At 67.4% G+C, this 23,906-nt stretch carries 30 protein-coding genes; 5 read left to right on the top strand and 25 right to left on the bottom strand.

All coding sequences use genetic code 11. From position 1 onward, the window contains the following. The first annotated feature begins 89 nt into the window (after positions 1–89). Both ACRCUN_RS01010 and ACRCUN_RS01015 read left to right on the top strand, forming a co-directional pair. Positions 90–1,403, top strand: a complete 1,314-nt coding sequence (locus ACRCUN_RS01010; RefSeq protein ID WP_462139794.1) for an MFS transporter — start codon at positions 90–92, stop codon at positions 1,401–1,403. Beyond that, positions 1,351–1,719 (top strand): ArsR/SmtB family transcription factor, encoded by a 369-nt coding sequence (locus tag ACRCUN_RS01015; RefSeq protein ID WP_462139795.1) that lies wholly within the window; start codon positions 1,351–1,353, stop codon positions 1,717–1,719. Before ACRCUN_RS01010 ends, ACRCUN_RS01015 begins: the two co-directional genes overlap by 53 nt. A gap of 25 nt (positions 1,720–1,744) precedes the next feature. On the opposite strand, the gene ACRCUN_RS01020 is transcribed toward ACRCUN_RS01015, so the two are convergent. The 14 genes from ACRCUN_RS01020 to ACRCUN_RS01085 all read right to left on the bottom strand — a co-directional run bounded on the left by ACRCUN_RS01020 (position 1,745) and on the right by ACRCUN_RS01085 (position 11,823). Beyond that, a complete protein-coding gene (locus tag ACRCUN_RS01020) occupies positions 1,745–2,227 on the bottom strand; it encodes a pyridoxamine 5'-phosphate oxidase family protein (RefSeq protein WP_462139796.1) in 483 nt (160 codons plus the stop codon). Positions 2,228–2,277: 50 nt separating this feature from the next. Beyond that, entirely contained in the window at positions 2,278–2,481 is a 204-nt protein-coding gene (locus ACRCUN_RS01025; RefSeq protein ID WP_462139797.1) for a hypothetical protein, read from the bottom strand. A 55-nt stretch (positions 2,482–2,536) separates the two neighbouring features. Next, positions 2,537–3,130 (bottom strand): TetR/AcrR family transcriptional regulator, encoded by a 594-nt coding sequence (locus tag ACRCUN_RS01030; protein ID WP_462139798.1) that lies wholly within the window; start codon positions 3,128–3,130, stop codon positions 2,537–2,539. Next, positions 3,117–3,971, bottom strand: coding sequence for an oxygenase MpaB family protein (locus ACRCUN_RS01035; RefSeq protein ID WP_462139799.1), 855 nt, complete (start codon positions 3,969–3,971; stop codon positions 3,117–3,119). The genes ACRCUN_RS01030 and ACRCUN_RS01035 overlap by 14 nt, the downstream gene beginning before the upstream one ends. A gap of 52 nt (positions 3,972–4,023) precedes the next feature. Beyond that, positions 4,024–4,785, bottom strand: a complete 762-nt coding sequence (locus ACRCUN_RS01040; protein ID WP_462139800.1) for an APH(3'') family aminoglycoside O-phosphotransferase — start codon at positions 4,783–4,785, stop codon at positions 4,024–4,026. Between the two features lie 3 nt (positions 4,786–4,788). Further along, complete coding sequence (locus ACRCUN_RS01045; protein WP_462139801.1) at positions 4,789–5,016, bottom strand: hypothetical protein; 228 nt, start codon at positions 5,014–5,016, stop codon at positions 4,789–4,791. Further along, positions 5,013–5,513 (bottom strand): transport-regulating membrane protein Mce1N, encoded by a 501-nt coding sequence (locus ACRCUN_RS01050; RefSeq protein WP_462139802.1) that lies wholly within the window; start codon positions 5,511–5,513, stop codon positions 5,013–5,015. The genes ACRCUN_RS01045 and ACRCUN_RS01050 overlap by 4 nt, the downstream gene beginning before the upstream one ends. Further along, the gene (locus tag ACRCUN_RS01055; protein ID WP_462139803.1) at positions 5,503–5,886 is read right to left on the bottom strand and encodes a hypothetical protein; all 384 of its coding nucleotides are present in this window, start codon (positions 5,884–5,886) and stop codon (positions 5,503–5,505) included. The genes ACRCUN_RS01050 and ACRCUN_RS01055 overlap by 11 nt, the downstream gene beginning before the upstream one ends. Before the next feature lie 20 nt (positions 5,887–5,906). Beyond that, positions 5,907–6,350, bottom strand: a complete 444-nt coding sequence (locus ACRCUN_RS01060; RefSeq protein ID WP_462139804.1) for a hypothetical protein — start codon at positions 6,348–6,350, stop codon at positions 5,907–5,909. Then, positions 6,347–7,279, bottom strand: coding sequence for a porphobilinogen synthase (gene hemB, locus ACRCUN_RS01065; protein ID WP_462140107.1), 933 nt, complete (start codon positions 7,277–7,279; stop codon positions 6,347–6,349). Before hemB ends, ACRCUN_RS01060 begins: the two co-directional genes overlap by 4 nt. Before the next feature lie 72 nt (positions 7,280–7,351). Further along, complete coding sequence (locus ACRCUN_RS01070) at positions 7,352–9,151, bottom strand: bifunctional uroporphyrinogen-III C-methyltransferase/uroporphyrinogen-III synthase (protein WP_462139805.1); 1,800 nt, start codon at positions 9,149–9,151, stop codon at positions 7,352–7,354. Beyond that, positions 9,148–10,080, bottom strand: coding sequence for a hydroxymethylbilane synthase (gene hemC / locus ACRCUN_RS01075; protein ID WP_462140108.1), 933 nt, complete (start codon positions 10,078–10,080; stop codon positions 9,148–9,150). The genes ACRCUN_RS01070 and hemC overlap by 4 nt, the downstream gene beginning before the upstream one ends. A gap of 36 nt (positions 10,081–10,116) precedes the next feature. Continuing rightward, complete coding sequence (locus ACRCUN_RS01080) at positions 10,117–11,472, bottom strand: glutamyl-tRNA reductase (protein WP_462139806.1); 1,356 nt, start codon at positions 11,470–11,472, stop codon at positions 10,117–10,119. A 57-nt stretch (positions 11,473–11,529) separates the two neighbouring features. Continuing rightward, positions 11,530–11,823 (bottom strand): glutaredoxin family protein, encoded by a 294-nt coding sequence (locus ACRCUN_RS01085; RefSeq protein ID WP_462139807.1) that lies wholly within the window; start codon positions 11,821–11,823, stop codon positions 11,530–11,532. Positions 11,824–11,861: 38 nt separating this feature from the next. Between ACRCUN_RS01085 and ACRCUN_RS01090 the strand changes: the two genes are divergently transcribed. Together ACRCUN_RS01090 and ACRCUN_RS01095 are read left to right on the top strand one after the other, a co-directional pair. Beyond that, the gene (locus ACRCUN_RS01090; protein ID WP_462139808.1) at positions 11,862–12,764 is read left to right on the top strand and encodes an HAD family hydrolase; all 903 of its coding nucleotides are present in this window, start codon (positions 11,862–11,864) and stop codon (positions 12,762–12,764) included. Between the two features lie 175 nt (positions 12,765–12,939). Next, positions 12,940–13,476, top strand: a complete 537-nt coding sequence (locus tag ACRCUN_RS01095) for an FAS1-like dehydratase domain-containing protein (RefSeq protein WP_462139809.1) — start codon at positions 12,940–12,942, stop codon at positions 13,474–13,476. Between the two features lie 14 nt (positions 13,477–13,490). On the opposite strand, the gene ACRCUN_RS01100 is transcribed toward ACRCUN_RS01095, so the two are convergent. From ACRCUN_RS01100 to ACRCUN_RS01140, 9 genes are all read right to left on the bottom strand, one after another. Further along, positions 13,491–14,558, bottom strand: coding sequence for a lysophospholipid acyltransferase family protein (locus ACRCUN_RS01100; protein WP_462139810.1), 1,068 nt, complete (start codon positions 14,556–14,558; stop codon positions 13,491–13,493). Positions 14,559–14,594: 36 nt separating this feature from the next. Continuing rightward, positions 14,595–15,716, bottom strand: a complete 1,122-nt coding sequence (locus ACRCUN_RS01105; RefSeq protein WP_462139811.1) for an SDR family oxidoreductase — start codon at positions 15,714–15,716, stop codon at positions 14,595–14,597. 29 nt (positions 15,717–15,745) lie between these two features. Continuing rightward, the gene (locus ACRCUN_RS01110) at positions 15,746–15,847 is read right to left on the bottom strand and encodes a 30S ribosomal protein bS22 (protein WP_003402602.1); all 102 of its coding nucleotides are present in this window, start codon (positions 15,845–15,847) and stop codon (positions 15,746–15,748) included. Between the two features lie 112 nt (positions 15,848–15,959). Beyond that, a complete protein-coding gene (locus tag ACRCUN_RS01115) occupies positions 15,960–16,187 on the bottom strand; it encodes a cell division/environmental response transcriptional regulator (protein ID WP_014876915.1) in 228 nt (75 codons plus the stop codon). 138 nt (positions 16,188–16,325) lie between these two features. Then, the gene (gene proC / locus ACRCUN_RS01120; protein WP_462139812.1) at positions 16,326–17,186 is read right to left on the bottom strand and encodes a pyrroline-5-carboxylate reductase; all 861 of its coding nucleotides are present in this window, start codon (positions 17,184–17,186) and stop codon (positions 16,326–16,328) included. 26 nt (positions 17,187–17,212) lie between these two features. Then, a complete protein-coding gene (locus ACRCUN_RS01125; RefSeq protein WP_462139813.1) occupies positions 17,213–18,028 on the bottom strand; it encodes a thioesterase family protein in 816 nt (271 codons plus the stop codon). 33 nt (positions 18,029–18,061) lie between these two features. After that, on the bottom strand, positions 18,062–18,907 hold the full coding sequence (locus ACRCUN_RS01130; RefSeq protein ID WP_462139814.1) for a sugar phosphate isomerase/epimerase family protein: 846 nt from the start codon (positions 18,905–18,907) through the stop codon (positions 18,062–18,064). Between the two features lie 31 nt (positions 18,908–18,938). After that, positions 18,939–19,982, bottom strand: a complete 1,044-nt coding sequence (locus ACRCUN_RS01135; protein ID WP_462139815.1) for an Rv0497 family membrane protein — start codon at positions 19,980–19,982, stop codon at positions 18,939–18,941. A 29-nt stretch (positions 19,983–20,011) separates the two neighbouring features. Next, positions 20,012–20,983, bottom strand: coding sequence for a Ppx/GppA family phosphatase (locus ACRCUN_RS01140; RefSeq protein ID WP_462139816.1), 972 nt, complete (start codon positions 20,981–20,983; stop codon positions 20,012–20,014). 157 nt (positions 20,984–21,140) lie between these two features. On the opposite strand from ACRCUN_RS01140, the gene ACRCUN_RS01145 reads away from it, so the two are divergent. Continuing rightward, positions 21,141–21,908 (top strand): DUF3109 family protein, encoded by a 768-nt coding sequence (locus tag ACRCUN_RS01145; RefSeq protein ID WP_462140109.1) that lies wholly within the window; start codon positions 21,141–21,143, stop codon positions 21,906–21,908. 5 nt (positions 21,909–21,913) lie between these two features. On the opposite strand, the gene regX is transcribed toward ACRCUN_RS01145, so the two are convergent. Further along, positions 21,914–22,600 carry a two-component sensory transduction protein RegX gene (gene regX, locus ACRCUN_RS01150; protein ID WP_462139817.1) on the bottom strand — a complete coding sequence of 229 codons (687 nt, stop codon included), beginning with the start codon at positions 22,598–22,600 and terminating at the stop codon, positions 21,914–21,916. An 8-nt stretch (positions 22,601–22,608) separates the two neighbouring features. Further along, a complete protein-coding gene (locus tag ACRCUN_RS01155) occupies positions 22,609–23,796 on the bottom strand; it encodes a sensor histidine kinase (protein WP_462139818.1) in 1,188 nt (395 codons plus the stop codon). Positions 23,797–23,906 lie beyond the last annotated feature (110 nt).

Here is a 23,906-nt window from a genome sequence, read left to right on the forward strand (position 1 = left end):
GGAGACCATCGTTCCATCGTCGCGGCCACGGCCCGAGAAGCACAGCGCCATTAGGTGCGCATGTGCGCACATAAGTCAATAATGGCGGCATGACTGACCACTCCCTGCGGACGTGGCGCTCCGGCGCGTTGGCGAATCCGGTATTCCGCCGGTTGTTCGCTGCGCAGGTCGTCGCACTGGTCGGAACCGGGCTCCTGACCGTCGCGCTCGGCCTATTGGCCTACGACTTGGCCGGCAACCGCGCGGGCGCGGTACTCGGCACGGCGTTGGCGATCAAGATGGTCGCCTACGTTCTGGTGGCACCCCTCATGTCGGCACTGACCGACCGAATCCCGCGACGAACGCTGCTCGTGGCAACCGATATGGTGCGCGGCTCGGTCGCGCTGCTGCTGCCGTTCGTCGATGCGGTGTGGCAGATCTACGTACTCGTGTTTGCGCTGCAAGCCGCCTCCGCGACATTCACCCCGGCGTTCCAGTCGGCGATCCCATCGGTCCTGCCCGACGAGGACGACTACACGCAGGCGTTGTCGATGTCGCGACTCGCCTACGACCTCGAAGCGCTGCTGAGCCCGATGCTGGCAGCCGCATTGCTGACCGTGATCTCGTACCACCTGCTGTTCCTGGGCACCGTCGCCGGATTCGCCGCCTCGGCGGCCCTCGTCGTCGCGAGCCGGCTTCCCGCCATTCCGGTTGCCGCTCGGCCCGGGCGGCTGCGGGATCGGATCCTGCAGGGGGCGCGCGTGATGGCCGCGGCGACCGAGTTGCGCGCACTGCTGGCCCTCAACATGGCGGTGGCGGCCGCGACCGGCCTGGTCGTGGTCAACACCGTGGTCTATGTCCGAGAACTGCTCGACGGCCAGCAGTCCGGCATGGCCGCGGCACTCGCCTGCTACGGCGCCGGCTCCATGCTGGCCGCGTTGACCGCGCCCGGGATCCTGCACAGGGCGAGCGATCGCACCGTCATGCTCTCCGGTGCGGTTGTCGCGTGCGCGGGTCTCATCGCGACGACGACGTTCATCGCGGTGCCGCCCGCACCGCCGGCCGGGTGGATCGCTCTCGGCGCGTTGTGGATCGTGCTTGGTGCGGCAACCTCCATGGTCAACACCCCATCGGCGCGACTGCTGCGGCGGGGCTCGACGACAGACAACCGGACTGCCGTGTTCACCGCGCAGTTCTCCCTGTCGCACGCCTGCTTCCTGGTGGCCTACCCGATCGCCGGCTGGGTCGGCGCCACGCTGGGCCAGGTCGTTGCGGCACTCGCCCTGACCGTGGTGGCTACACTCGCCGCAGCGGCAGCGATCTCAATCTGGCGCCCGACCGGATCCCCGTCACGGCAGCGAGGTGATGTACATGACCCGATCGGCACCCCAGAAACCGCCGGCGTCGGCCAGTCTGCGGCATGACGTCGAGCCCGATCAGCTGCGCCTGGAGACCGCAAGCGACATCTTCCGGATGCTCGCCGACCCCACCCGCCTGCATGTCCTGTGGCTTCTGAGCCAGGACGAGGCCGACGTCGCCGCCCTCACCGCCGCAACCGGCGCTTCGCGAACGTCGGTCAGCCAGCACCTCGCCAAATTGCGTTTCGCCGGTCTCGTCGCCACCCGCCGCGATGGCCGGCACATCGTCTACCGGCTCAATGACGGCCACCTCAGTCGCCTGGTCCGCGAAGGCCTCAATCACGCCGACCACCGCGTGACCGGAGAACCGCCACATCCCTGACCGCGAAGCGGGACGTAAGAGACGGCTAGCTGTGCCAGCTCAGCACCTCGCCGGCGCCCTGCATCATGACCGTCCCCGGCATCACCCGTAGCCGGTACGGCGTCAGCCGCAGCGCGGCGAATTCCGGCGACGTCGGCCCTTCGCTCCACTGCGGGATGATGTGCGGGTCGTAGCCGACGGGCTCCGGGCCGTTGGCGAACTTGTCCCACACCTGCGTGCAGGTTTCGTCGTCGGTGTACCACTCGACGAGACAGTCGGCCGAGCACGTGTCGTGGCTCGTCGTCCAGTAACTCACGGACACATACGGATTCACTGCGAGGTGTGCGCGCTTGACCGGGCTCGGCACCGTCGCGACCCAGCCGAACAGGTCGGTGCCATCCCATTCCCAGATCGGATGCAGGATGCGGGTGCGGGGCCGGCCGTCGGCGTCGACGGTGGCCACCGAGGCCCACACGATCGCATGGGCCATGTCGACGAATGCGGGCGCAGTCTGGTCCAACGGAGTCACGCCTGCCACCCTAGGTGGCGCCGCACTGCTAGCGGCGTCAATGCTCGCCGCTATTTGTCGTCGTTGCCGTAGACCGGCTTTCCCTCGTCGTCGACCCAGTCGTTGACCATGGTTCCGGAGACCGTTCCCCCACTGCCCGGCAGTGTCGTTGTCGGACGGTCGTCCTCATACGCCTCCATGATCTTCTTGGCCTTCTGCCGATGCTCGTCGGTAACCTCTGGGGCCTCGGTACTGCGGTTTTCTTCGGTGTCCATGGGTATCGGGCTGCCCCGAAATGTGAGCTACCAAACAGCGGCGATCAGCTTGCTGTCACGCGGGCACGGCGCGCAGCGACACCGGAAGGCTGGGCAGGAAGTGCCGCGTCGCGAATGCGCGAATGTCGTCGGCGGAGTCCAGCGGCTGCACACTGGGCAGCAGCAGCACCATCGCCGCATAGCGCAGGATCGTGTCGGCGAGGTCGTTGACGGTCTGCTCACCGATCTTGTCGGCGAACCCGGCCGGGAAGATCACGCGGAGCGCGGCGGCCATGCGCTCGACCGCCGCGCCGTAGTGCCTCTGCATCAACTCCATGACCAGAGCCGGTTCGTCACCGATCATCTGGTTGAGCACCCGGTGCCTGCGGAACCGCAGAATCGACAGCGTAAACGCTTCGACGTAGTAGTTCGACTGCGGCCCTGCGGCTTTCAACTCGTTGGCGATATCGGCGAACAGTGCCACGTTCTCCCGCTCGATCACGGCCCCGACCAGTTCGTCGCGGTTGGCGAACCTGCGGTAAATCGTGGTGCGGCTGACGCCGGCGCGCCGCGCGACATCGTCGAGCGCGACCCGGCGAAAGCCGTGCCGTTCGAACTCTACGAGTGCGGCGTCGAGGATGGCCTCGCTGGCGGTGTCAGCCCCTGGCATAGCCCTTTTGCGCGAATTTGTTGTAGCGCACGCTCATCGGCAGATGATCCCACACCCAGTTCACCGGGCGGGACCTCCAAAACGCCGCAAACCGTTGATAGTTGCGTTCCTGTCGTTCGCTCCACGGCAGTTCGAGCAGGTCCCGAGCACGGGGCGGCAAGCCGCCGGTCGTCAGGAAAGCCGCGACCGGGTCGAAGACGAATGCGATGACCCGCCAGACCGCGGGGTGCACCGCCTTGGGGCACGGGAAGCCTTTGGTCACATATCCGACGCCGTAGCGCGCGGACTTGTGCGGCACGGCGACCTCATCCATCATCCGGTCCCAGTACTGCACGAACTCGGCGTACGTCGCAGGCATCGGGCGGTCGCTCACGCCATAGCGGCGATACCAGGTCTTGGATTCGAGGTAGATCTGTTCCTTCTCGGCGTCGGTCAGGCGCTTGACGAAGGTGTCGGCGAAGTAGAACACCTGCTCGACGAATGTCGCGTGGGCCCAGAAGTAGGTCTCGGGGTCCAACGCGTGGTAGCGGCCGCCGTCCGGCATATCGCCTTTGACGTGGTGGTGGAAATCGCGAACCTGGGTGCCCGCGTTGTCGTCCTCAGTCCCGTACACCGTGCGGAAGATCGGCGGGATCGTGCGCTTGAGCCGCTCGGCGGTGTCGGAGAAGAACGTCGAGTGGTCGAGCACGCCCTGGCCAAGCTCGGCCAGCATGTTCTGCAACACGGCGGGCCGCGGTCCGATCAGGTACATGCGGTTGTCGCCGAAGTACTTCCACACCAAGGATTCGGGGCCCAAGGGCAGGGCGTCGAGCTGCTGCGGCTGCTCAGCCAGATCAGTCATGGACACAGTGTTACAGATTCTGCACTTTGTACCAAGATGGGTGTGACGACACTCACCCCCAGGTCAACGGGTCGAGCTCGAGGTAGAAGCGGAGGCGGTCCGAATCGGTCTGCCAGGGATACGCCGCGGCCAGGTCGTCCGCGGCATCGGTGAAACCCGGATACATGTCGGCGGTGATGGCGATCAGCAAGGCCAGATCGCCATGCCGATCCGCGACGCCGAGCCGTCCCAGGTCGATGAACCCGGTGACAGTGAGCCGGCCGGGATCGACGAGAACGTTCGGCAGAGCCAAGTCCCCGTGGCACACCACCAGATCGAGCGCTTCCTGCCTGCGCCGGATATTGACCTGTTGTTCAACGCGCGCCAGCAGTACGGGCGCAGGGACGTCACGATCCTCGTCGCGAAAGAAATCCCGATTGAAGGAGCCTGCGGAAACGACGGCGCGCGCCCAACTCAACATGGTGTCGAGGTCGCGGCGGTACGGACAATCGCCCACCGGAACGTCGTGCAATGCACGAACCGCAGCCACGATCGACGGCCAGGCGGCGCGCAGCCCGGATTCCCCGAGCCGATCGGCGGGAACTCCGTCAACAGCGCCGGTGACGAGATAAGCGCCGCCGTTCTCGGTGACACCCCAGTCGAGCACATCCGGTGTGGGTAGGCCGTAGCCGTGCGCCCACGCAGTGCGGTCGCGCTCCGCGGCAAGTTCGGCTGTCGCCGCCGCGCCGACCACCTTGCGGTATCGCGTGCCGTCCGGGCTGCGGAACACCTCGGCACCCGACTCACCGTGTGTGACAGGCAGCCAGTCGAACACGGCTCAGCGTCGCAGCCGGGCGATTCCCAGGACGGCGAGCACCCCGGCAGCGGTGGCCAACAACAACGAAAGCACCAGAAGCGGTGCCGAGTACGTGACCGACGTGGTGACCGGTTCACCGGCCAGTATGGGTGCGACCTCGATCGTGGAGCTGGCCGCCAGCCAGCTCAGCACACAGCCGACGGCCGCCAGGATCGCGACCGCGAGCTCGATGACGGCGCGGCGCTTCACGGGGTCCGCTCCTCGACGAGTGCACTCAGGGTTTCGCGCAGGCGGCGGTGCTTACGCGCCCAGGCCTGGGCGGAGCGATCACCCGTGAGTTTGAGACCAATCCCGGTACGGCCGCGCGGAACTCCGGTCAGTTCGCCGAGCGCGCGAAACGACTGCCATTTCAGCGCCTCGGATCCGGTGGCCTCGGGATAGATCCGCACGATCTCGTCGATCGAGATGCGCTCGGTGCCCTGCCGCAGTGTCTGAGCCGTGAGCTCGACCGAGGTGTGTATGCGTGCCGCCTTGATCTGGATCGCGATGAAGCCGGAGACCAGGACCAAAAACGCCAGCGGAATCCACAGGTCGTACCCGTATCCGCCCGTTCTCTGCAGAATCGCCATGCTGATGCCCGCGGCCGGCCCGGCCAGCAACCACGCCCAGCTCGCGCCCTGCTCGTAGAACAGCACTTCGGGCGCCTGCGCGTCCGCTCCGCTCTGCCCCTCGGCCTCAGTCAACATCTCTCCTCGGCTTCGGCAGCGCATTCAGGATCGTCCCGACGATGAGGAGGATCACCCCGAACAGGGTCAGGATGTGCACCACCCCGAACCGGGCCGTCAACGCCACGATCACCACGATCGCGATGGACAGCGCAATCGCGGCCCGGCGGAAGCGCGGATCGCCGCCGCGGCTGCGGCCGGCCAGGAATGCCATCCCGATGCCGGCGAGCGCGGTCAGCACGCCCGTGCCGCGGAACACCAGCGTGTCCAGGCCGGGCAGTGAGACCGCGGCCGCGATCATGCCGCCGACCATCAACAACACCGCGGCGACCAGCCAGAAGCAGAATCCGACGGTCGCGACGAGCGAGCGCTGTGGCGGCGGTGATGTGGGCATCGTCGGCAAAGCCTAGCGAATCAGCGCGTGAAGTATCCGTTCGCGTCCTTGCGGTGCAACAGATAGATCCCGCCGACTATCAGTACCGATCCGACGATGGCCGTGACGGCATACGCCACCGCGACGGCGGCAGGCCGGTCGCCGGACAGCAGGCTGCTGACGGCATGCACCACCGACACCGCCCCGCCGCTCGTCAACAAGGTCCGTGCCCACCGATAGCCTTGCCGCAGCAGGACCAGAAACGCCCCCACGATCGACGCCACGACCACCATGAGCATCACCGAGAACACGATCAGGAGCACCCTCTGGTCGCCGCGAGCGCCGGTGACGACGTCGAGCAGGTAGCCGATCACCAGCAGCGGCAGCGCGACAACCCACAACCAGAACCCGGTGTCGACGTCGTCAGGGCGGGGTCCCGGACGTTCACCGGGCTCCCTGCGCTGTTGCGTCACGGGTTCGGTCACGCGAGCCAGCCGGCGACCTGGGCAGCCCAGTACGTCAGCACGATGTCGGCACCGGCCCGCCGAATCCCGATCAGCGACTCGAGCGCGGCCGCCTGCAGGTCGATCCAGCCATTGGCCGCGGCGGCACTGATCATCGAGTACTCACCCGAGATCTGATAAGCCGCCACCGGAACCGGCGAGATGTCGGCCGCGGCCCGGACCACGTCGAGATAGCTCATCGCGGGTTTGACCATCACGATGTCGGCACCCTCGTCGAGGTCGAGCTCGATCTCGTGGACCGCCTCGCGAATGTTGCCCGGATCCTGTTGGTAGGTACGGCGATCGCCGACCAGGCTGGACGAGACCGCTTCGCGGAAGGGCCCGTAGAACGCCGAGGCGAACTTCGCGGCGTAGGCCAAGATGGCCACATCGGTGTGCCCGGAAGCATCGAGGCCATCGCGGATGGCGGCCACCTGACCGTCCATCATGCCGCTCGGCCCGACCACGTGTGCGCCTGAATCCGCCTGTGCCACAGCCAGTTTTACGTACTGAAGATTCGTGGCGTCGTTGTCCACTCGGCCACGGTCGTCGACGATCCCGCAGTGCCCGTGATCGGTGAACTCGTCGAGGCACGTGTCGGCCATCAACACCGTCGCGTCGCCGAGGTCTTTCGCGAGGTCGCGCAACGCCACGTTGAGGATGCCGTCAGCGTCGATCCCCGCCGACCCGGTGGGGTCCTTGTCCTCGTCGCGCGGCACGCCGAACAACATCAGTCCGCCGACTCCGGCGTCGACCGCGTCAGCCGCGGCGCGCCGCAGCGAATCGCGGGTGTGCTGAACGACGCCAGGCATCGAGTTGATGGGCCGAGGTTCGTCGATACCGTCCGCCACGAACATCGGCAACACCAGATGCCTTGGCTCCAACGACGTTTGCGCCACCAATCGGCGCATCGCCGGGGTGGACCGCAGCCGGCGCGGACGATGTCTTGGATAGGACACGGTCAAGCCTCCGCATCTCTCCGGTTAGCGTCGACGGCTCTTCTTGCGCGGCGGCGGCAACGCACCCTCGGCGCGCAACCGCGCGGCATGCTCGGCGAGCGCCTCGACCAGCGGACCCACGGCGGCCGTCTCCGGCTGGACATCGACCCGCAGCCCGAATTCAGCTGCAGTCTCAGCGGTTTTCGGTCCGATGCAGGCGACGATGGTGCGAGCGTGCGGCTTGCCCGCGATACCGACCAGGTTGCGCACCGTCGAGCTCGACGTGAAGCAGACCGCGTCGAAACCACCGGTCTTGATCATCTCGCGGGTGTGGGCCGGCGGCGGAGCCGCGCGCACCGTGCGGTACGCGGTGACATCCTCGATCTCCCAACCTCGTTCGCGCAGGCCTTCGGCCAGCGTCTCGGTGGCGATGTCGGCGCGCGGCAGCAGCACCCGGTTGACCGGATCGAAAACCTCGTCGTAGGGCGGGAATTCGTCCAGCAGGCCGAGCGAGGACTGCTCGCCCGAGGGAACCAGTTCCGGATTGATCCCGAACGCACGTACCTTGTCGGCGGTGGCCTGGCCGACGCAGGCGATCTTGACCCCGGAGAACGCACGCGCGTCGAGGCCGAACTCGTTGAACTTCTCCCACACCGCGCGAACGGCGTTGGTCGAGGTGAACACGACCCACTGGAACCGGCCGTCGACCAGGCCCTTGACCGCGCGCTCCATCTGCGCGGGGCTGCGCGGCGGCTCGACGGCGATGGTCGGCACCTCGATGGGCAGTGCACCGTGGCCCACCAGCCGACCGCTCATCTCGCCGGCCTGGTCCTTGGTGCGCGGCACCAGAACGGTCCAGCCGTACAGCGCGCGGCTCTCCCACCAATTGAGCTTGGCCCGGTTGGCGACGGTCTTGCCGATCGTGACGACCAGGGGCCCGGCCAGCGGACCGGCGGGCTCGCTGCCTGCCAGCGTGGCCTTGTCGATCAGGCCGCTCAGCGTGGTCTCCACCGAACGCTGCTGGCACGTGGTGCCGTTGGCGGTCACCACCGCGGGGGTGCTGTCCACCAGACCGTGCTCGATGAGGGTGCGCGCGGCGTCCGGGAGATGCGAGGCCGTCGCGTGCAGGATCAGCGGACCCGGCGCGGCGGCCAGAGCCGCCCAGTCGACGTCGCCGCGGACGTCGGCGACGGTGTGCGACGAACCCAGCGGCAGGCCGGCGTACGTCGGCACCGCGGTCGTATCGGGCAAACCGGGCACGATCTCGAAGTTCAGGTGCGTCTTGGCCAGAGCGCCGATCTCGGTGATCACCGCATCCACCGAAAGCGGGTCACCGGCGACCAGACGCACGACGTCGTATCCGTGGCGGGCCTCGCCTGCCAGCGTCTTGGCCACCTCGGCAGGTTCGCCGAGTGCGGGCCGCACCTCGGGCCCGCCCGGGATCACGGCCGGCTGGTCAGCCTGCGGCGTAGCGGCGTCGGCCGCGTCCGCGGACTTGGCCGCGGGCGCCGGACCGGAAGCCGGCGGAAGGTCGGTGCCGACGAGAGCCAGCACCGCTTCGGGGACGTCGGGATCGGTGAAAACCAATTCGGCGTGCGCGAGCACCGCCTGCGCCCGCGCGGTCAGCAGTCCCGGGTCACCCGGGCCTGAACCCACGAAGGTGATGCGACCGGGCTTCGCCTTGCGGCCGCGCGCTCGGACCGGATGGTCGGCGCCGCCGTGAACTACGTTGTCGGCACTACCGACGCGGGCTGCATTGTCGGCTCCGCCGACGCGAGCAGCATTGTCGGCTTCGCCAACGCGGGCAGCATTGTCGGCTCCGCCGACGGTGTCCTGCCGGGTCATTTCTCACTCCCACGCTCTTCCAACAGCTCGCGTGCGCCCAGTTCGAAAAGCTCCGCGGCCACCGAGACGCCTAGGTCGGCGGCCCGCTCCGGAGTTCCGATGCCGGACGCACGGATCACGTCGGATCCGTCCAGCGTCGCTGCGCAGCCGCGCAACGACAGCTCTTCGAAGACGTTGCCGTCCTCATCAATGGACTCGACCACCTCGGCGATCGCGCCCACCGGTGCGGAACAGCCCGCCTCCAGTTCGGCGAGCAGGACCCGTTCGGCGGTGACCGCGGCACGCGTGTCGGCGTCATCCAGCTCCGACAGCACCGCGACCAACTCGGTGTCGCCGGCGCGGCATTCCACCGCGAGCGCACCTTGAGCCGGCGCTGGCAACATCTGCACCGGCTCGAGCGTCTCGGTGACAACGTCCAGTCGTCCGATGCGGGCCAAACCCGCCCGGGCGACCACGATGCCGTCGAGATCACCGCTCGTAACCCTGTTCAACCTGGTATCTAGGTTGCCTCGTAGGGGGCGGATTTCCAAACCGAGACCCAGTGCTCTAAGCTGTGCCGCCCGCCGCGGGCTCGACGTGCCGATCACCGAGCCGGCCGGCAACTCTCCGAGCACCAATCCGTCGCGGGCGACGAGCGCGTCGCGCGGGTCCTCACGGCGGGGTATCGCGGCGATGGCGAAGCGCTCATCGCGCGCGGTTGGCAAATCTTTGTACGAGTGGACGGCCATATCGACGCGGCCGTCGTGGATCGCTTCCCGCAAGGCCGCGGTGAACACCCCGACACCGATGTCGGCAATCGGCCCCTGATTGCGGTCGCCCTCGGTCGAGATGATGACGAGCTCGCAGGGATGCCCGGCGGCCAGCAATGCGTCTCTGATGGTTCCGGCCTGCGTGGTCGCCAGCAAGCTACCCCGGGTTCCGATCCGGATCGGAGTGTCACGCGTCCTAGGAGAGTTTGCCAATCTCTACTCAGTCTTATCGAGATCTGTTGCCATAAATGGCAATTCGCTGGCTGCCACAGCTTCGACGGCCTGCGGGTCGAGTTCGAAGAGCTCGCGAAGCGCCTCGGCGTAGCTATCCCCGCCCGGGGCGCTTGCCAGCTGCTTGACGCGCACGGTCGGGGCGTGCAGCAACTTGTCGACCACCCGGCGCACGGTCTTGGCGACCTCGTCGCGATGGGCGGCGTCCAGGCCGGGAAGCCGGTTGTCGAGCCGCAGCAACTCCGCCTCGACCACGTCGGCCGCCCGCTGGCGCAGCGCGGTGACGGTCGGGGTGACCTCGGCCATGCGCTGCCCGGCGAGGTAGTTGGCAACCTCGGTGGCAACGATGTTGCGGGCCGCGTCGGCGTCCGTGGCGGCCGCGCGGGCCGACGGTTCGCGCTGGATGCGGTCCATGTCGACCACCCAGACACCGGGCAAACCGGCCACCGCCGGGTCGACGTCACGCGGCATGCCGAGGTCGCAGATGACCAGTTGATGCTCGGTGCCCGAAGCGTTGCGCTGGGCCAGCGCATGGTGCACGTCGGCCAGCGACACGACGGGACGGACGGCACCCGTGCTGCTCACGACGACATCGACGTCGGCAAGCGCCTCCGGCAGGTTCTCCAGCGCCACCGCATCGGCCACCACGCCCTGGTCGGTGAGGTTCTCGGCGAGCCGTCGGGCTCGCGGCAGGGAACGGTTGACCACGTGCACGCGCTCGATGCCGGCACGCACCAGGTGGGCGCCGGCAAGCGCACCCATCGACCCGGCTCCGATCACGGCCGCGGTGCGGCCCGCGAGCCCACCGGTGAGTTTGGCCTCGGCCATGCCAAGGGCCACGGACACCACCGAGGCGCCCGCGGCGTCGATGCCCGTCTCCGAATGCACGCGCTTGCCGACCGAAAGCGCCCGTTGTGCCAGCTCATGCAGGGTGCGGCCGACGGTGTGGTTGGCTTCGGCCGACGCGTAGGCCCGGCGGACCTGGCCCAGCACCTGCGCTTCGCCGATGACCGCCGAATCCAGGCCGCTGGTCACCGCGAACAGATGCTCGACGGCGGCCTCGGCGTAGCGAACGTACGCGTATTTGGTGAGGTCGTTGAGCCCCATGCCGGAGTGCTCGGAGAGCACCTGCCCGATCACCGAGAGACCACCGTGGAACGCCTCGACCACCGCGTATACCTCGACGCGGTTGCACGTGGACAGCACCATGGCCTCAGTGACCAACGACGATTGGAGCACCTGGTCGATGATCTTGGCCTGCTCGGCCTCGTCGGTGCTCAGCTGCTCGAGAACAGACACCGGCGCGCTGCGGTGCGAAACCCCGAATAGCAGCACGCTCACGGCTTCATCACCACGTCACCAAGGTAATCGTTTCCCTGCCCGGCCACCAAATTTCACCTAGTGATCTATGCCGCCGGTGACGTCGCGACGCAACTGCTGCTCGTCGACTTCCCAGTAGCTGTGTTCGGATCCGTTCAGCAAAATGACGGGCAACAGGTCACCGAACTGCGCGCGCAGCTTCGGGTCGCCTGCGGCGGCTTCGACGTCGACGTCGGTGGTGACCAGCTCGAACCCGAGCTCGTCGCGCAATGCGGTCAGTTGCTCCGCGGCCCGCGCGCACAAGCTGCACCCGGCCCTGGTCAGCAACGTCACGGTGTGCCGATCCGCCGGACCGGACTGCTCGCGCTCCACGCCGCCAGTATCCCCGCCGCGTGACTTAGGGTGAATTCGTGTCCGAATCCGGTAGTGCCGATGCGCCCGCTCAGGAGCTCGGCGGCGAGGCCAGCGCCGAAGCAGCGGTCACCGATCTCGCCACCGACCTTGAAGCCGATGCGTCCGCCGGCCCCAGCGCGCCTCCGCCTGATCTGACCGCGGCGGCGTTCTTCGACGTCGACAACACGCTCGTGCATGGATCGTCGCTCGTGCACTTCGCGCGCGGACTGGCCGCGCGCAAGTACTTCACCTATGCCGACATCCTCGGCATCGTGTACGCGCAGGCCAAGTTCCAGTTCACCGGCAAGGAGAACAGCGAAGACGTGGCGGCGGGCCGGCGCAAGGCCCTCGCGTTCATCGAGGGCCGGTCGACCGCCGAGCTCGTCGAACTCGGCGAGGAGATTTACGACCAGATCATCGCCGACAAGATCTGGCCGGGCACCCGGGCGCTGGCGCAGATGCACCTCGACGCGGGCCAGCAGGTTTGGCTGGTCACCGCGACGCCTTACGAGCTGGCCGCCACGATCGCCAAGCGGCTGGGGCTCACGGGTGCGCTCGGCACCGTCGCGGAATCCGTCGACGGCGTGTTCACCGGCCGGCTCGTCGGCGACATCCTGCACGGCACCGGCAAGGCCCACGCGGTGCGCTCGCTGGCCATTCGCGAAGGCCTCAACCTGCGCCGCTGCACGGCGTACTCCGACAGCTTCAACGACGTGCCGATGCTGTCGCTGGTCGGCACCGCGGTGGCCATCAACCCCGACGCGGCGTTGCGCGATCTGGCCCGCGAACGGGGCTGGGAGATCCGCGATTTCCGGACGGCACGCAAAGCCGCACGGATCGGGGTGCCGTCGGCGTTGGCGCTCGGCGCCCTCGGCGGTGCGCTGGCCGCGGTGGCGTCGCGTCGCCACGACATTCGCTGAGCAATCGGAGCGCGCTGATAGGCTTCCGCGGCGGGCCGCGAAATGGAGCGCCCGCGGCGGGCTGCGTAATCGGCACCGCGGCGGGCCGCGTAATCGGCACCGCGGCGGGCCGCACAAACGTGCCCCGCAGCAAGGGACGGTTCATGCGGAGAGCACAGGGAGCAGTACAGGGCACATGAGTATCGCCGCAGACATCATCGGGACTCACTACCGGTATCCGGACTACTTCGAGGTCGGCCGCGAGAAGGTCCGCGAGTTCGCCCGCGCCGTCAAGGACGACCATCCCGCCCACTACAGCGACGAGGCCGCCAAGGAGTACGGACACGACAGCGTGGTGGCGTCGCTGACGTTCCTGGCTGTTGCCGGCCGCCGCGTCCAACTCGAGCTCTTCGACAAGTTCGACGTGCCGATCAATCTCGAACGGGTGCTGCACCGCGACCAGAAGCTGATCTTCCACCGGCCGATCGTCGTTGGCGACAAGCTGTGGTTCGACTCGTATCTGGATTCGGTCATCGAGTCGCACGGCACCGTGATCTGCGAGATCCGGGCCGAGGTCACCGACGACGACGGCAAACCCATCGCGACCAGCATCGTCACGATGCTCGGCGAGGCGGCCCACCCCGACGAGGCCGATGAGATCAGCTCGCAGATCGCCGCCGCACGCGACGCCGCGATCGCCCGGATGATTGCTGGGCAAAAGTCCGGGAGCTGACAGCCCCCAGAATCTCAGCCGAAGAACATGTTCCGGCGGCCGGCCAACAACTGATAGAGCGTGTGCTGGATGGTCTCCCGCACCTGGTCGGTCAACTCGAACGTGACCATCGGGTCGTCGGCAGCACCCTCGTCGTAGCCCGTCGTGTCGATCGGCTCACCGAACCGGATATGCCACTTCGACGGCAGCGGAATCATCCCGGCCGGGCCGGCGAGCGGGAACAGCGGCGTCACCGGGAAGTACGGCAGCCCAAGCAGCCGGGCCAGCAGCTTCACGTCGGCGATCATCGGGTAGATCTCCTCCGACCCGACGATCGAGCACGGCACGATCGGGGCCTTGGCCCGCAGCGCAGCCGAAACGAATCCGCCGCGGCCGAATCGCTGCAGCTTGTAGCGGTCCTTGAAGTGCTTGCCGAGCCCTTTGAAGCCCTCCGGGAAGACCGCGGTGAGCTCGCCGTTGGCCAGCAGCCGGTGTGCGTCGGTCGTGCAGGCCATGGTGTGGCCGGCTTTGCGTGCGGCCTGGCCGACCATCGGCAGATCGAACACCAGATCGGCGGCCAGCAACCGGAGGTGGCGGTGCGCGGGATGGTGATCGTGCACGGCGACCTGAGTCATCAAACCGTCGAACGGCAGGACGCCGGCGTGGTTGGCCACGACGAGTGCCGCGCCCGTGTCCGGCAGGTTCTCGATCCCCGATACCTCGACCCGGAACCAGTTCTGGAAGAACACTCGCAGCAAAGGAAGAAAGATAGCGTTGGTGAGGTGTTCGTCGAATCCGAATTCGTCGACGGTGTAATCGCCCGCCATCCGTTTACGGGCGAATTCCGATAGGGCGGCAATGGCTTTGGCAAGCTCGGTGGGGTTGTCCTCGACCGGCGGAACACCCGAGGCAGCGCTGCGCCGCTGATCGATCTCGCGGACCACCGCGGCGATCTGCTCGGCCGAGGCCCTCGTCCCGGGATCGGCGAGCAGCGAAGGATGTCGACGCGCACTCTCGGTACGCTGGGCAGCCCGGCGAGTGGCCGAAGCACGGGTTGAATTCCCGTGTAGCGGAATGACTTTCGCCTTAGGTTCGCCCGCCACGTCGATACCTTCTCCCCACCCCGGATCGAGTCAGTACTAGTGTCCCCAACGCTGCGCCATCCCCACGGCGCGACTCTCCATTGAGCGTACCCATCGTGGGTCGATGATCGGAGTCAATCCACGACCACGTACATAATCGTCGAAAGCCTCCGCAGTCGTCCACTTCGGATGGTATCCCAGATCGTTGAGCATCCGCGTGGTGTCCATGACCCGGCCGTAGCTGAGGTAGTTCAACTGCTCGCGATCGAGTTCGGTGTAGCGAGTGGCGCGGCTCAGCGAATCCACGGCGGACAACGCCGAACGCGGCACCGGAAGCCGGATCCGGCCCGAGCGACGGATCGCCTGACTCATCATGATGATGCCCGCGGCACCGACGTTGAAGGTGCCCGCCTTGCCCGCCACGGTGGCGCGTTCCAGCGCCCCGAGCGCGTCCTGCTCGTGCAGCAGCTGCAACCGGGCATCGTGGCCGACGACCGATGGCACGACCGGCCCGGCCAGATAGCGCGACAGCGCGGTGTCCATCGCCGGGCCGATCATGTTGGCCAGCCGCAGAATGGTCACCGCGATGTCGGGACGGCGCCGGGCCAGCCCGCGCGCATAGCCCTCAATGTCCATGCTGTCGCGAGCGAAACCCTCACCCGGCGGTCGGCGTGCGCTGCTCTCCTCGGTGAACATCACCGGGTCGCGCGAGCTTGAGCCGTAGACCTCCGAGGTCGACTTGAGGATCACCCGGCGTACCGACGGTGTCTTCTGGCAGGCCGCGAACAGCTGGATCGCGCCCATCACGTTGAGTTCCTTCAACGTGGCCCGCCCGCCGGACCGCGGCGCGTAGGAGGCCGCCGCGGCGTGCACAACGGTGTCGACATCCCCGTTCCTGATCACCTTGGCGATGAACGGATTGCGGATGTCGGCGCGGACGAACTCGGCCCGCCCCATGCGACGCAGCAGATCCTTGCTCGGTGCGATCGCATCGACGGCGATGACATGGTTGATCAGCGGGTTCTGTGCCAGCCTGGCGGTCAGATAACCACCGAGGAACCGGCACGCACCCGTGACCAGAACCACCTTCGGGTACGGCGCCGAATCTGCGGATTCCGTACCTCCGGCATTGCCGGGGACTCCCGTCGGGCGTCCCCCAGAACGTCCATCAGAATCCATCGGCTCAGCCTAGCGGCCGCGGCGGTCGGCTACTTGCCGAGTTTTCTGCGCTGCACCCGGGTGCGTCGAAGCAGCTTGCGGTGCTTCTTCTTCGACATGCGCTTACGCCGCTTCTTGATGACTGAACCCATAAACCCCGGTGACTCCGCTACCTAGACAGCTAGTGATTGACCTGGTTACTTTACCCGGGCCAGCCTGGGAAACGGAAAACGCCTGCCTACACCGACGTCGGCGCCACCATGCCTAACCCGCGTCGAAGTACGAGGTCTCCAGCAGATCATGGACAGCCTTGGCGTGTACCCGGAACGATCGGCCCACCCGGACCGCAGGCAACTCGCCGTTGTGCACCAACCGGTACACCGTCATTTTCGAGACCCTCATCAAGCTCGCCACCTCGGCGACTGTCAGAAATTGAGCTCGGGGCTGGCCGTCGCCAGCATCCCGCGCCGATGGCCCGTTCATAGACGTCATCGCAACCCAATCAATCAGGCACGGGCAGTTCCAGCGGCTTCCCCACCGCTGGCACCAACCCGCGCATACAAAGGGAGAATAGCGTGGCAGGTGGGGTTACTGCGACGGGTGTGGGCTAATCCATCCGAATTTCTCTAATTACTCTGATGTAATTCCTAGCTGCTCAGAGCGCGTTTTCGCAGCTTCCACGGCATTGGCGACCGCGGCCCGCAGGCCCCCGCGCTCCAGTTCGCGCAGTCCAGCGGCCGTCGTTCCGGCGGGTGACGTAACCGTGGCGCGCAGCTGCGCCGCCGTGGTGTCCATCGCGGCTCCGCCCGCCGCGTCGACCTCGTCGAGACGCTCGAGCAACATCGCGGCCGAACCGGCCATCGTCTGCACCACCAGATCGGTCGCCACCGCACGCGACAGACCGGACGCGACAGCCGCGTCCACCAACGCCTCCACCATCAGGAAGAAGTAGGCCGGCCCCGACCCGGATACGGCCGTCACCGCGTCCAGCTGCGATTCGGCGACCGTGATGACTCCCCCGACCGCGTCGAAGATCGCCGAGACCTCCTTGAGTTGCTCGGCGGTGGCGAACCGGCCGGGCGCGAGCGCGCTGACCCCGCCGCCGACGACGACCGGTGCGTTGGGCATGACCCGGATCACCGGCGCGCCGGCTGGCAGCTTCGACTCGTAGAACGACGTGCTCACCCCGGCCGCGATCGTGACGAACACCTGCTCGGCGGAATCCGTCTCGGCGCGCGCCGCGGCCTCGGTGACCTCTTCGACGATGGTCGCGACATCGGCGGGCTTGACCGCGACGATGACGTAATCGGCGTTCTCGGCCGCATCGACGACCGACGTGACGCGGACCGAGTACTTGTCGGCGAGGTACTTCGCACGGTCCGGGAACTTCTCCGAGACCACCATGTCCTTGACCTGCCTACCGGCCCGTAACAGCCCCGACAGCAACGCTTCACCCATGCTGCCGCCGCCGATGATCGCGATTCTCGACATGGCGCACAGCATCGCACGGCGTGCGGTCAGGAGCCCTCGGCGGGCACCATCGCGAGTTGGCGGGACTGCACGATGATGCGGCCCTCACAGTCGACCACGATGTGGTCCTCGTCGAACCAGTCCTGACCGATCTGGACGGCGGTGCACATGACGCGCAGCCACCCATCGGCTGGCAGCGCCCGCAGAAACGCCGTCAGCTGGACCGTGGGCGCCCAACCGGTGCGCTCGACGGCGAATGTGACCGGAGCCGACACGTCGCCGCACAGAAGGGCGAACAGGACGTCGGGCGCGACGCCCTTGGGCCGGACCCAGTACTCGAAAACCGGCGGACCGCCGTCGGTCCGCGGCCCCAGCGTGTGCAGGGCGGGCCGGATGTCACAGCCGTGCGCCAGATGCACGATGTGCTCCATCGGATGTCCTGGGCCGATCGGTTCGAGGCCGGGCGGCGGTTCCGGCGTCATCAACGGCACGACCGGGTTGAACGACAGCAGCGGCGCCACATGATGTTCGGGCTCGCCGAGGGTCACCGAGGCGTGCACCGCGGTGCGGTCACCCTGATTGAGTTCGACGTCGACCACGCTGATGCGACGGCCGCGTTTGCGCACCGTCGTGACCACGCGCATGGGCCCGGGGTCGGGGGCCCACAGGAAATTGCCCGACACCGCTATGGGCTCAGCTCCTGCCCCGGCCTCGGTCCGTGCCGCGTTGGCACAAAGCGCCAGCATGGCCCCGCCGTGCACCTTTGGCCCGATCGTCCAGTGCTCGTTGAGGTGACCGTCATAGACGCCGTCGCCGGCCGGGGTGAGCGCCATGGCATCGGTGAACAGCGTGGATCCGGGCATGCGGGTATGTCCTCCGGTCGGTGGCAGCCGCGCTCAGCGCAGCAGGTGCTTGCGGGCGAACTGCAGGGACTCCACCAACAGCGCTTCGCGCTCGGCGGCGGTGCGCGCGCCCGACGTCGTGACCTCGAGGATCACATGCCCGGTGAAGTCGCCGTTGGCCAACATCTGGCAGACCTCGGCGGTCGGCTGGGTGCCACGACCGGGAACCAGATGCTCGTCGGTCGACGCGCCATTGCCGTCGCACAGGTGCAGGTGCACCAGTCCGTCGCCCATCCGGCGGGCCATGTCCAGTGCGTCGGTGCCCGCCGTCGCGGTGTGGCTCAGATCGAGCGTGTAGTGGGCGTGGTTGCCGTCGAGCGGGTCGTAGGACGGCGCGAACGCGGAGATGCCGGGCCCCGGCCTGCCGCCGCGTTTGCGCATGCGCTCGATGGACGTCTGGCCTGCGCCGTAGAACCGGTCGGCCCGGAACGGGAACATGTTCTCCACCGCGACGAGCACGTCGCTGTCCGCTTCGAGGGCGGCAACCTGTTCGGTGAAGCCCTCGGCGTAACGGCGCTGCCACCGGAACGGCGGATGGACGACGACGGTCTGCGCGCCCAGCTCCTCGGCGGCGCGCACGCTGCGTTCTAGCTTGGGGATCGGGTTGGCGCCCCAGACCCGCTGCGAGATCAGCAGGCAGGGCGCGTGCACGGACAGCACCGGAACCCCGTAATGGGCGGACATTTTCGCGATGGCATCGACGTCCTGGCTGACCGATTCGGCCCACACCATCAACTCGACGCCGTCGTAGCCGAGGCGGGCCGCGTACTCGAAGGCAGCCTCGGTCCTCAGCGGATAGACCGAAGCCGTGGACAGGCCGACCTTGATGGCAGGGCGCACAGGGTGCTGATTCTAATTGTGTACCGGTGTACTAACTCGCCTGCAGTAGCGCCAGAGGTCCGAACGTGACCAGGGCTCCGACCGCGACCGCGGTCAGCGTGCTGCCGATGTCCTCGGTCTTGCGCACCACCCGCACGCCACCGGCCAGGCCGAGGATGACCAGCACCCCCAGCACGAGCGCGACGATCGTGTTCCACTTCCACAGCTGATCGAACGCGATGAACAGGCCTGCGCCGAACGCGACCGCGATGACGCACTGACCGACGATCCACGCGCCGCGCACGAGCGGCGAACCCTCGGTGTCATCGACCTCGTCGAACTCGTCCAGGTCGTCGCGGTCATCGACAGCGGTGGCGGTGGTGCGGTCATCATCGTCGACGTCATCGTCCACACCGGGCCTGCCCTTACGGGCGATGTCGTCGGCCACGGACTGGCCGCCGAATAGCGGCCCAAGCGACGAGCCGAGGTAGGACTCGCGGTCGCCGTCGGTGTCGACGTCGTCATCGGCGGATTCCACGAGCTTGGCCGAGCCCTTGGACGTCGGCGCGTCGTGGTCGTCCAGATCGTCGAGAGGGTCGGGGCTCATCCGCTCCGCGCCGGAGCCCGACGGCGTGTAGTCGCGCGGTCCCGGATACTGCTGGCGGCGCGGGCGCGGGCGGAACTCCACGGGTTCCGGGTCGGCGTCGCGCGCCTGCAGATGCGCGTCGTAATCGGCCTCCACCGGGTCGATCTCGGGCTCGGGCTCGCGCTCGACATCGGTGCTTGTCGCGGCTCCGTTGCGTGGGCTGTGCGGCGCGGGCTCGGCATCGACGGCGGCCACGATGGCGGTGTCGACCAGTGCCGGGTCGGGTTCGCGGCGGGTTTCGGGCTCGCTGCGGGTCTCGGGCGCGGGGTCGTCGTCGCTAACGATCGGAATCTCACCGGTGAGTTCGGCGACGGTCACCGAGTCGCTGTTACCCCGCCGGCGCCGACGGCGTCCGCCGACGGGCGGTGCGCCGATCGTTCCGTTCTTTGCCAGCAACTCCGCGACCGAGATCGGGCGCGTGCCGGTGTGGCTATCTTCTGGTCCAGTCATCCTGTGTTGCCTTTGGGGCTAGCTATTTCTTATCGTCCAGCATCCCGTGCCGCTGTTCCTACCAGGGCGGTTCCGTCGGCCTCGCTGTCGAGTTTCCGCAGGATCAACCCTTCCCGCAGTGCCCAGGGGCAAATGTCGACAGATTCGACCTCCAGTGCTCGCATACTAGCCTCAGCTACCAACGCACCGGCGACGATCTGTGGGGCCCGCTCGGCACTCACCCCTTCCAGTTCAGCACGGTCAGCCGCCGTCATCCTAGAGATGAAAGCTATGAGCTGTCTTAATCCAGTTGCCGTCAACGTCCGTTTGACGCGTGGACCTGCCCCGGACGGCGCCGCGCCGGTCAACCGGGCCAGCGACCGGAAGGTCTTCGAGGTCGCGACGGCCAGGTCCGGCGTGCCCGGTTTGAGCATGGTCGCGCCCGCGTCGGCCAGTTCGGTCGACAGCCAGTCCCGCAGCATCGCGACCCGGCGCCGGCCCGGCGGATCGTCGGGCAGCCATTCCCGAGTCAGCCGCCCCGCGCCCAGCGGCAGCGACAGCGCCACCTCGGGCTCTTCGTCGACACCGTTCGACAATTCCAGCGAACCACCGCCGATGTCGATGTTGATGATCCGGCCCGCGCTCCAGCCATACCAGCGGCGTACCGCGAGAAACGTCAGCCGGGACTCGTCGACACCACTGAGCACCTGCAGCGAAACGCCGGTTTCCGACCGCACCCGGGCCAGCACGTCCTCGGAGTTGGTGGCATCACGCACGGCCGAGGTGGCAAACGCCATGAGCTCGGCACAGCCCGAGCTGGTGGCGATCTTGGCGAACTCGTCGACCGTTTCCACCAGCTTGTCGGCGCCCTTGCGGGTGAGCTTGCCGGAGTTGTCGATGGCCTCCGCCAACCGCAGTGCGGCCTTGGTCGAACTCATGGGGGTCGGATGGCCGCCCCGGCGGGCATCCACCACGAGTAGATGCACCGTGTTACTGCCCACGTCGAGCACGCCTAACCGCACGTCCCCAACCTAATGGGTCGCGCAGGCGGTTTCGTGCCCGGACCCACGTGTCTGTGGCGCGGCACACCGCACGATTGGGAAATGCCTTCGGGCAGATGCGAGTACCGTTTGCGGCGTGACACGTGTCGCGATTGAGCGCTTGCGCGAAGAGCAGACCATGAAGTCAGGTGAAGTGGAGCTCGACTTCGCCCGCGAGTGGGTGGAGTTCTATGACCCCGATGACGCGGAACATCTGATCGCGGCGGATATGACGTGGCTGCTGTCGCGCTGGACCTGTGTGTTCGGCACGCCGGCCTGCAAGGGCACGGTCGAGGGCAGGCCCGACGACGGATGTTGCTCGCACGGCGCGTTTCTCTCCGATGACGACGACCGGGCCCGGCTCGACGACGCGGTCAAGCAATTGACCGACGACGACTGGCAGTTCCGCGAGAAGGGCCTTGGCAAGAAGGGCTATCTCGAGGACGACGAGTACGACGGCAAACCGAATCTGCGCACCCGAAAGTACAAGGGCGCGTGCATCTTTCTGAACCGGCCCGGGTTCCGCTCCGGCATCGGCTGTGCGCTGCACAGCAAGGCGCTCAAGCTCGGCGTCGAACCGCTGACGATGAAACCCGACGTGTGCTGGCAGTTGCCGATCCGGCGCAGTCAGGACTGGGTCACCCGGCCCGACGGCACCCAGGTGCTCAAGACGGTCATCACCGAGTACGACCGGCGCGGCTGGGGCGAGGGCGGTGCGGACCTGCACTGGTACTGCACGGGCGATCCGGCCGCCCACGTCGGCGCGAAGCAGGTGTGGGAGTCCTACGGGCCGGAGCTGACCGCCATTCTGGGCGAGAAGGCCTACGCCGAACTGGCCGCAATGTGCAAGCGGCGCAGCAACTTAGGACTGATCGCCGTCCACCCGGCGACGCGCGCCGCCGAGTAGCCCGGTCACCCTTCCAGTTTGTAGCCGAGCCCGCGCACGGTGACGAGGTGCACCGGGTTGGCCGGGTCGGCTTCGATCTTGGAGCGTAGCCGCTTGACGTGCACGTCGAGGGTCTTGGTGTCGCCGACGTAGTCGGCACCCCACACCCGGTCGATGAGCTGGCCACGCGTCAGAACGCGCCCGCTGTTGCGCATCAGGTACTCGAGGAGATCGAACTCCTTGAGCGGCAACGTGATCTGCTCGCCGTTGACGCTCACGACATGGCGTTCGACGTCCATCCGGACCGGGCCTGCCTCAAGCACGCCGTCGCTTATGCCGGTGTCGTCGGTGTCGGCACCACGCCGCAGTACCGCGCGGATGCGGGCGATGAGTTCACGGGCCGAGTACGGCTTGGTGACGTAGTCGTCGGCGCCGAGCTCGAGCCCGACGACCTTGTCGATCTCACTGTCACGGGCGGTGACCATGATCACCGGCACGCTGGAGCGGGCGCGCAGCTGCTTGCAGACATCGGTTCCGCTCATCCCGGGCAGCATCAGGTCCAACAGCACGATGTCAGCACCCGAACGCTCGAACTCCGCCAACGCGGACGGGCCATCGCCAACCACCGTGGCTTCGAAGCCCTCCTTGCGGAGCAGGAATGCCAAAGGATCGGCCAGCGACTCCTCGTCTTCAACGATCAACACGCTGGTCATAGGTCTCGCTAATCCTCTCGTTCGTCTGGGTCTTTTGCGGGGTCGTCGGGATAGGGATAGGCCGGGATCGACAGCGTGAACGTCGACCCCGTTCCCGGCTGACTCCACAGCCGGATGGTTCCGTTGTGGTTGGCGGCCACGTGTTTGACGATTGCCAGGCCGAGGCCGGTGCCACCGGTGGCGCGCGAGCGGGCCTTGTCGACCCGGAAGAACCGTTCGAAGACCCGCTCCTGGTCGGCCTTGGCGATCCCGATGCCGCGGTCGGTCACGGCGATCTCGACGCTTCCGCCGCGCCTGCGCCTGCTGATGGAGATGCTCGATCCGTTGGGCGAGTAGGCGATTGCGTTCGACACCAAATTGGCGATGGCCGTCACCAGCAGTGCCTCGTCGCCGAGGACGCGGTAACCGGTCGGGGCGTCGGTGGTGATCCCGATCTCGGCGTTGTCGGCGGCCACCTTGTGCCGCGAGAGCGCCTCGGCGACAACGGTGTCGACGTCGACCGCCTCCAGATCGGGCAGCCGCTCACCGCCTTGCAGTCGCGAGAGCTCGATGAGCTCACCGACCATGTCGGCCAGCCGATGCGACTCGGCGACCATCTTGTCGGCGAACCGGCGCACGGTGTCGGGATCGTCGGCCGAGGCCAGCAGGGCTTCGGCGAGCACACCCATGGCGCCGACCGGAGTCTTCAGTTCATGGCTGACGTTGGCCACGAAGTCACGTCGCGTCGCTTCCATGCGCGCGTGCTCGGACTGGTCGTCGGCATAGACGACGGCGAAGCGGCGATCGTCGTCGGCGAGCAGCCGCACCTCGCCGCGTACCGAGATGCCCGACCGTCCCGGGTTGGTCACCTTGCGCGGCGAAAGGTCGACCTCGATGTTCTGTCCGGTGGCAAATACCTGCTCGGCGGCGCGCCAGGCCCGGTCGTCGAGCAGCCTGTCCCGCACCACCCCCAGCTCACCGGCGCGGTCGTTGGCGTAGACCACGTCGTTGAAGGTGTCGACGACGACGATGCCGGTCGGTGACAGCGACACCACCAGCTGCAGCATCTGGGAAACCGTCATGCCCGCTTCGTCCGCGGCGCGGCGCTGGCGCCTGGCGATGATGCGGGGAGCGACTGCGGCGCCGACGCCCACACCGACGATCAGCGCGAGCAACGCCACGACCGCCGTCAGCAGTAACGCCGACACCAAGCTCACGCGAAAATCGTACGCATCCGGTGAACGTCATCCCAGCAGCGTGCGGCCAAAACGGGACATGTCACACGGCCAAAGACAGGAGTTTGGTTGCTGTTAACCCCGTGTAACCC

This window comes from Mycobacterium venezuelense, from assembly GCF_054919535.1.

Coding starts and splice junctions, on each gene's coding strand:
- ACRCUN_RS01010 (WP_462139794.1), top strand. CDS start 90: ATGACTGACCACTCCCTGCGGACGTGGCGCTCCGGCGCGTTGGCGAAT.
- ACRCUN_RS01035 (WP_462139799.1), bottom strand. CDS start 3,971: ATGACTGATCTGGCTGAGCAGCCGCAGCAGCTCGACGCCCTGCCCTTG.
- ACRCUN_RS01055 (WP_462139803.1), bottom strand. CDS start 5,886: ATGCCCACATCACCGCCGCCACAGCGCTCGCTCGTCGCGACCGTCGGA.
- ACRCUN_RS01105 (WP_462139811.1), bottom strand. CDS start 15,716: ATGGATTCTGATGGACGTTCTGGGGGACGCCCGACGGGAGTCCCCGGC.
- ACRCUN_RS01115 (WP_014876915.1), bottom strand. CDS start 16,187: ATGACGTCTATGAACGGGCCATCGGCGCGGGATGCTGGCGACGGCCAG.
- ACRCUN_RS01030 (WP_462139798.1), bottom strand. CDS start 3,130: ATGCCAGGGGCTGACACCGCCAGCGAGGCCATCCTCGACGCCGCACTC.
- ACRCUN_RS01145 (WP_462140109.1), top strand. CDS start 21,141: ATGAAGTCAGGTGAAGTGGAGCTCGACTTCGCCCGCGAGTGGGTGGAG.
- hemB (WP_462140107.1), bottom strand. CDS start 7,279: ATGCGCCGATTGGTGGCGCAAACGTCGTTGGAGCCAAGGCATCTGGTG.
- ACRCUN_RS01050 (WP_462139802.1), bottom strand. CDS start 5,513: ATGTTGACTGAGGCCGAGGGGCAGAGCGGAGCGGACGCGCAGGCGCCC.
- ACRCUN_RS01125 (WP_462139813.1), bottom strand. CDS start 18,028: ATGCCCGGATCCACGCTGTTCACCGATGCCATGGCGCTCACCCCGGCC.
- ACRCUN_RS01095 (WP_462139809.1), top strand. CDS start 12,940: ATGAGTATCGCCGCAGACATCATCGGGACTCACTACCGGTATCCGGAC.
- ACRCUN_RS01015 (WP_462139795.1), top strand. CDS start 1,351: ATGACCCGATCGGCACCCCAGAAACCGCCGGCGTCGGCCAGTCTGCGG.
- ACRCUN_RS01070 (WP_462139805.1), bottom strand. CDS start 9,151: ATGACCCGGCAGGACACCGTCGGCGGAGCCGACAATGCTGCCCGCGTT.
- regX (WP_462139817.1), bottom strand. CDS start 22,600: ATGACCAGCGTGTTGATCGTTGAAGACGAGGAGTCGCTGGCCGATCCT.
- ACRCUN_RS01135 (WP_462139815.1), bottom strand. CDS start 19,982: ATGACTGGACCAGAAGATAGCCACACCGGCACGCGCCCGATCTCGGTC.
- proC (WP_462139812.1), bottom strand. CDS start 17,186: ATGTCGAGAATCGCGATCATCGGCGGCGGCAGCATGGGTGAAGCGTTG.
- ACRCUN_RS01025 (WP_462139797.1), bottom strand. CDS start 2,481: ATGGACACCGAAGAAAACCGCAGTACCGAGGCCCCAGAGGTTACCGAC.
- ACRCUN_RS01110 (WP_003402602.1), bottom strand. CDS start 15,847: ATGGGTTCAGTCATCAAGAAGCGGCGTAAGCGCATGTCGAAGAAGAAG.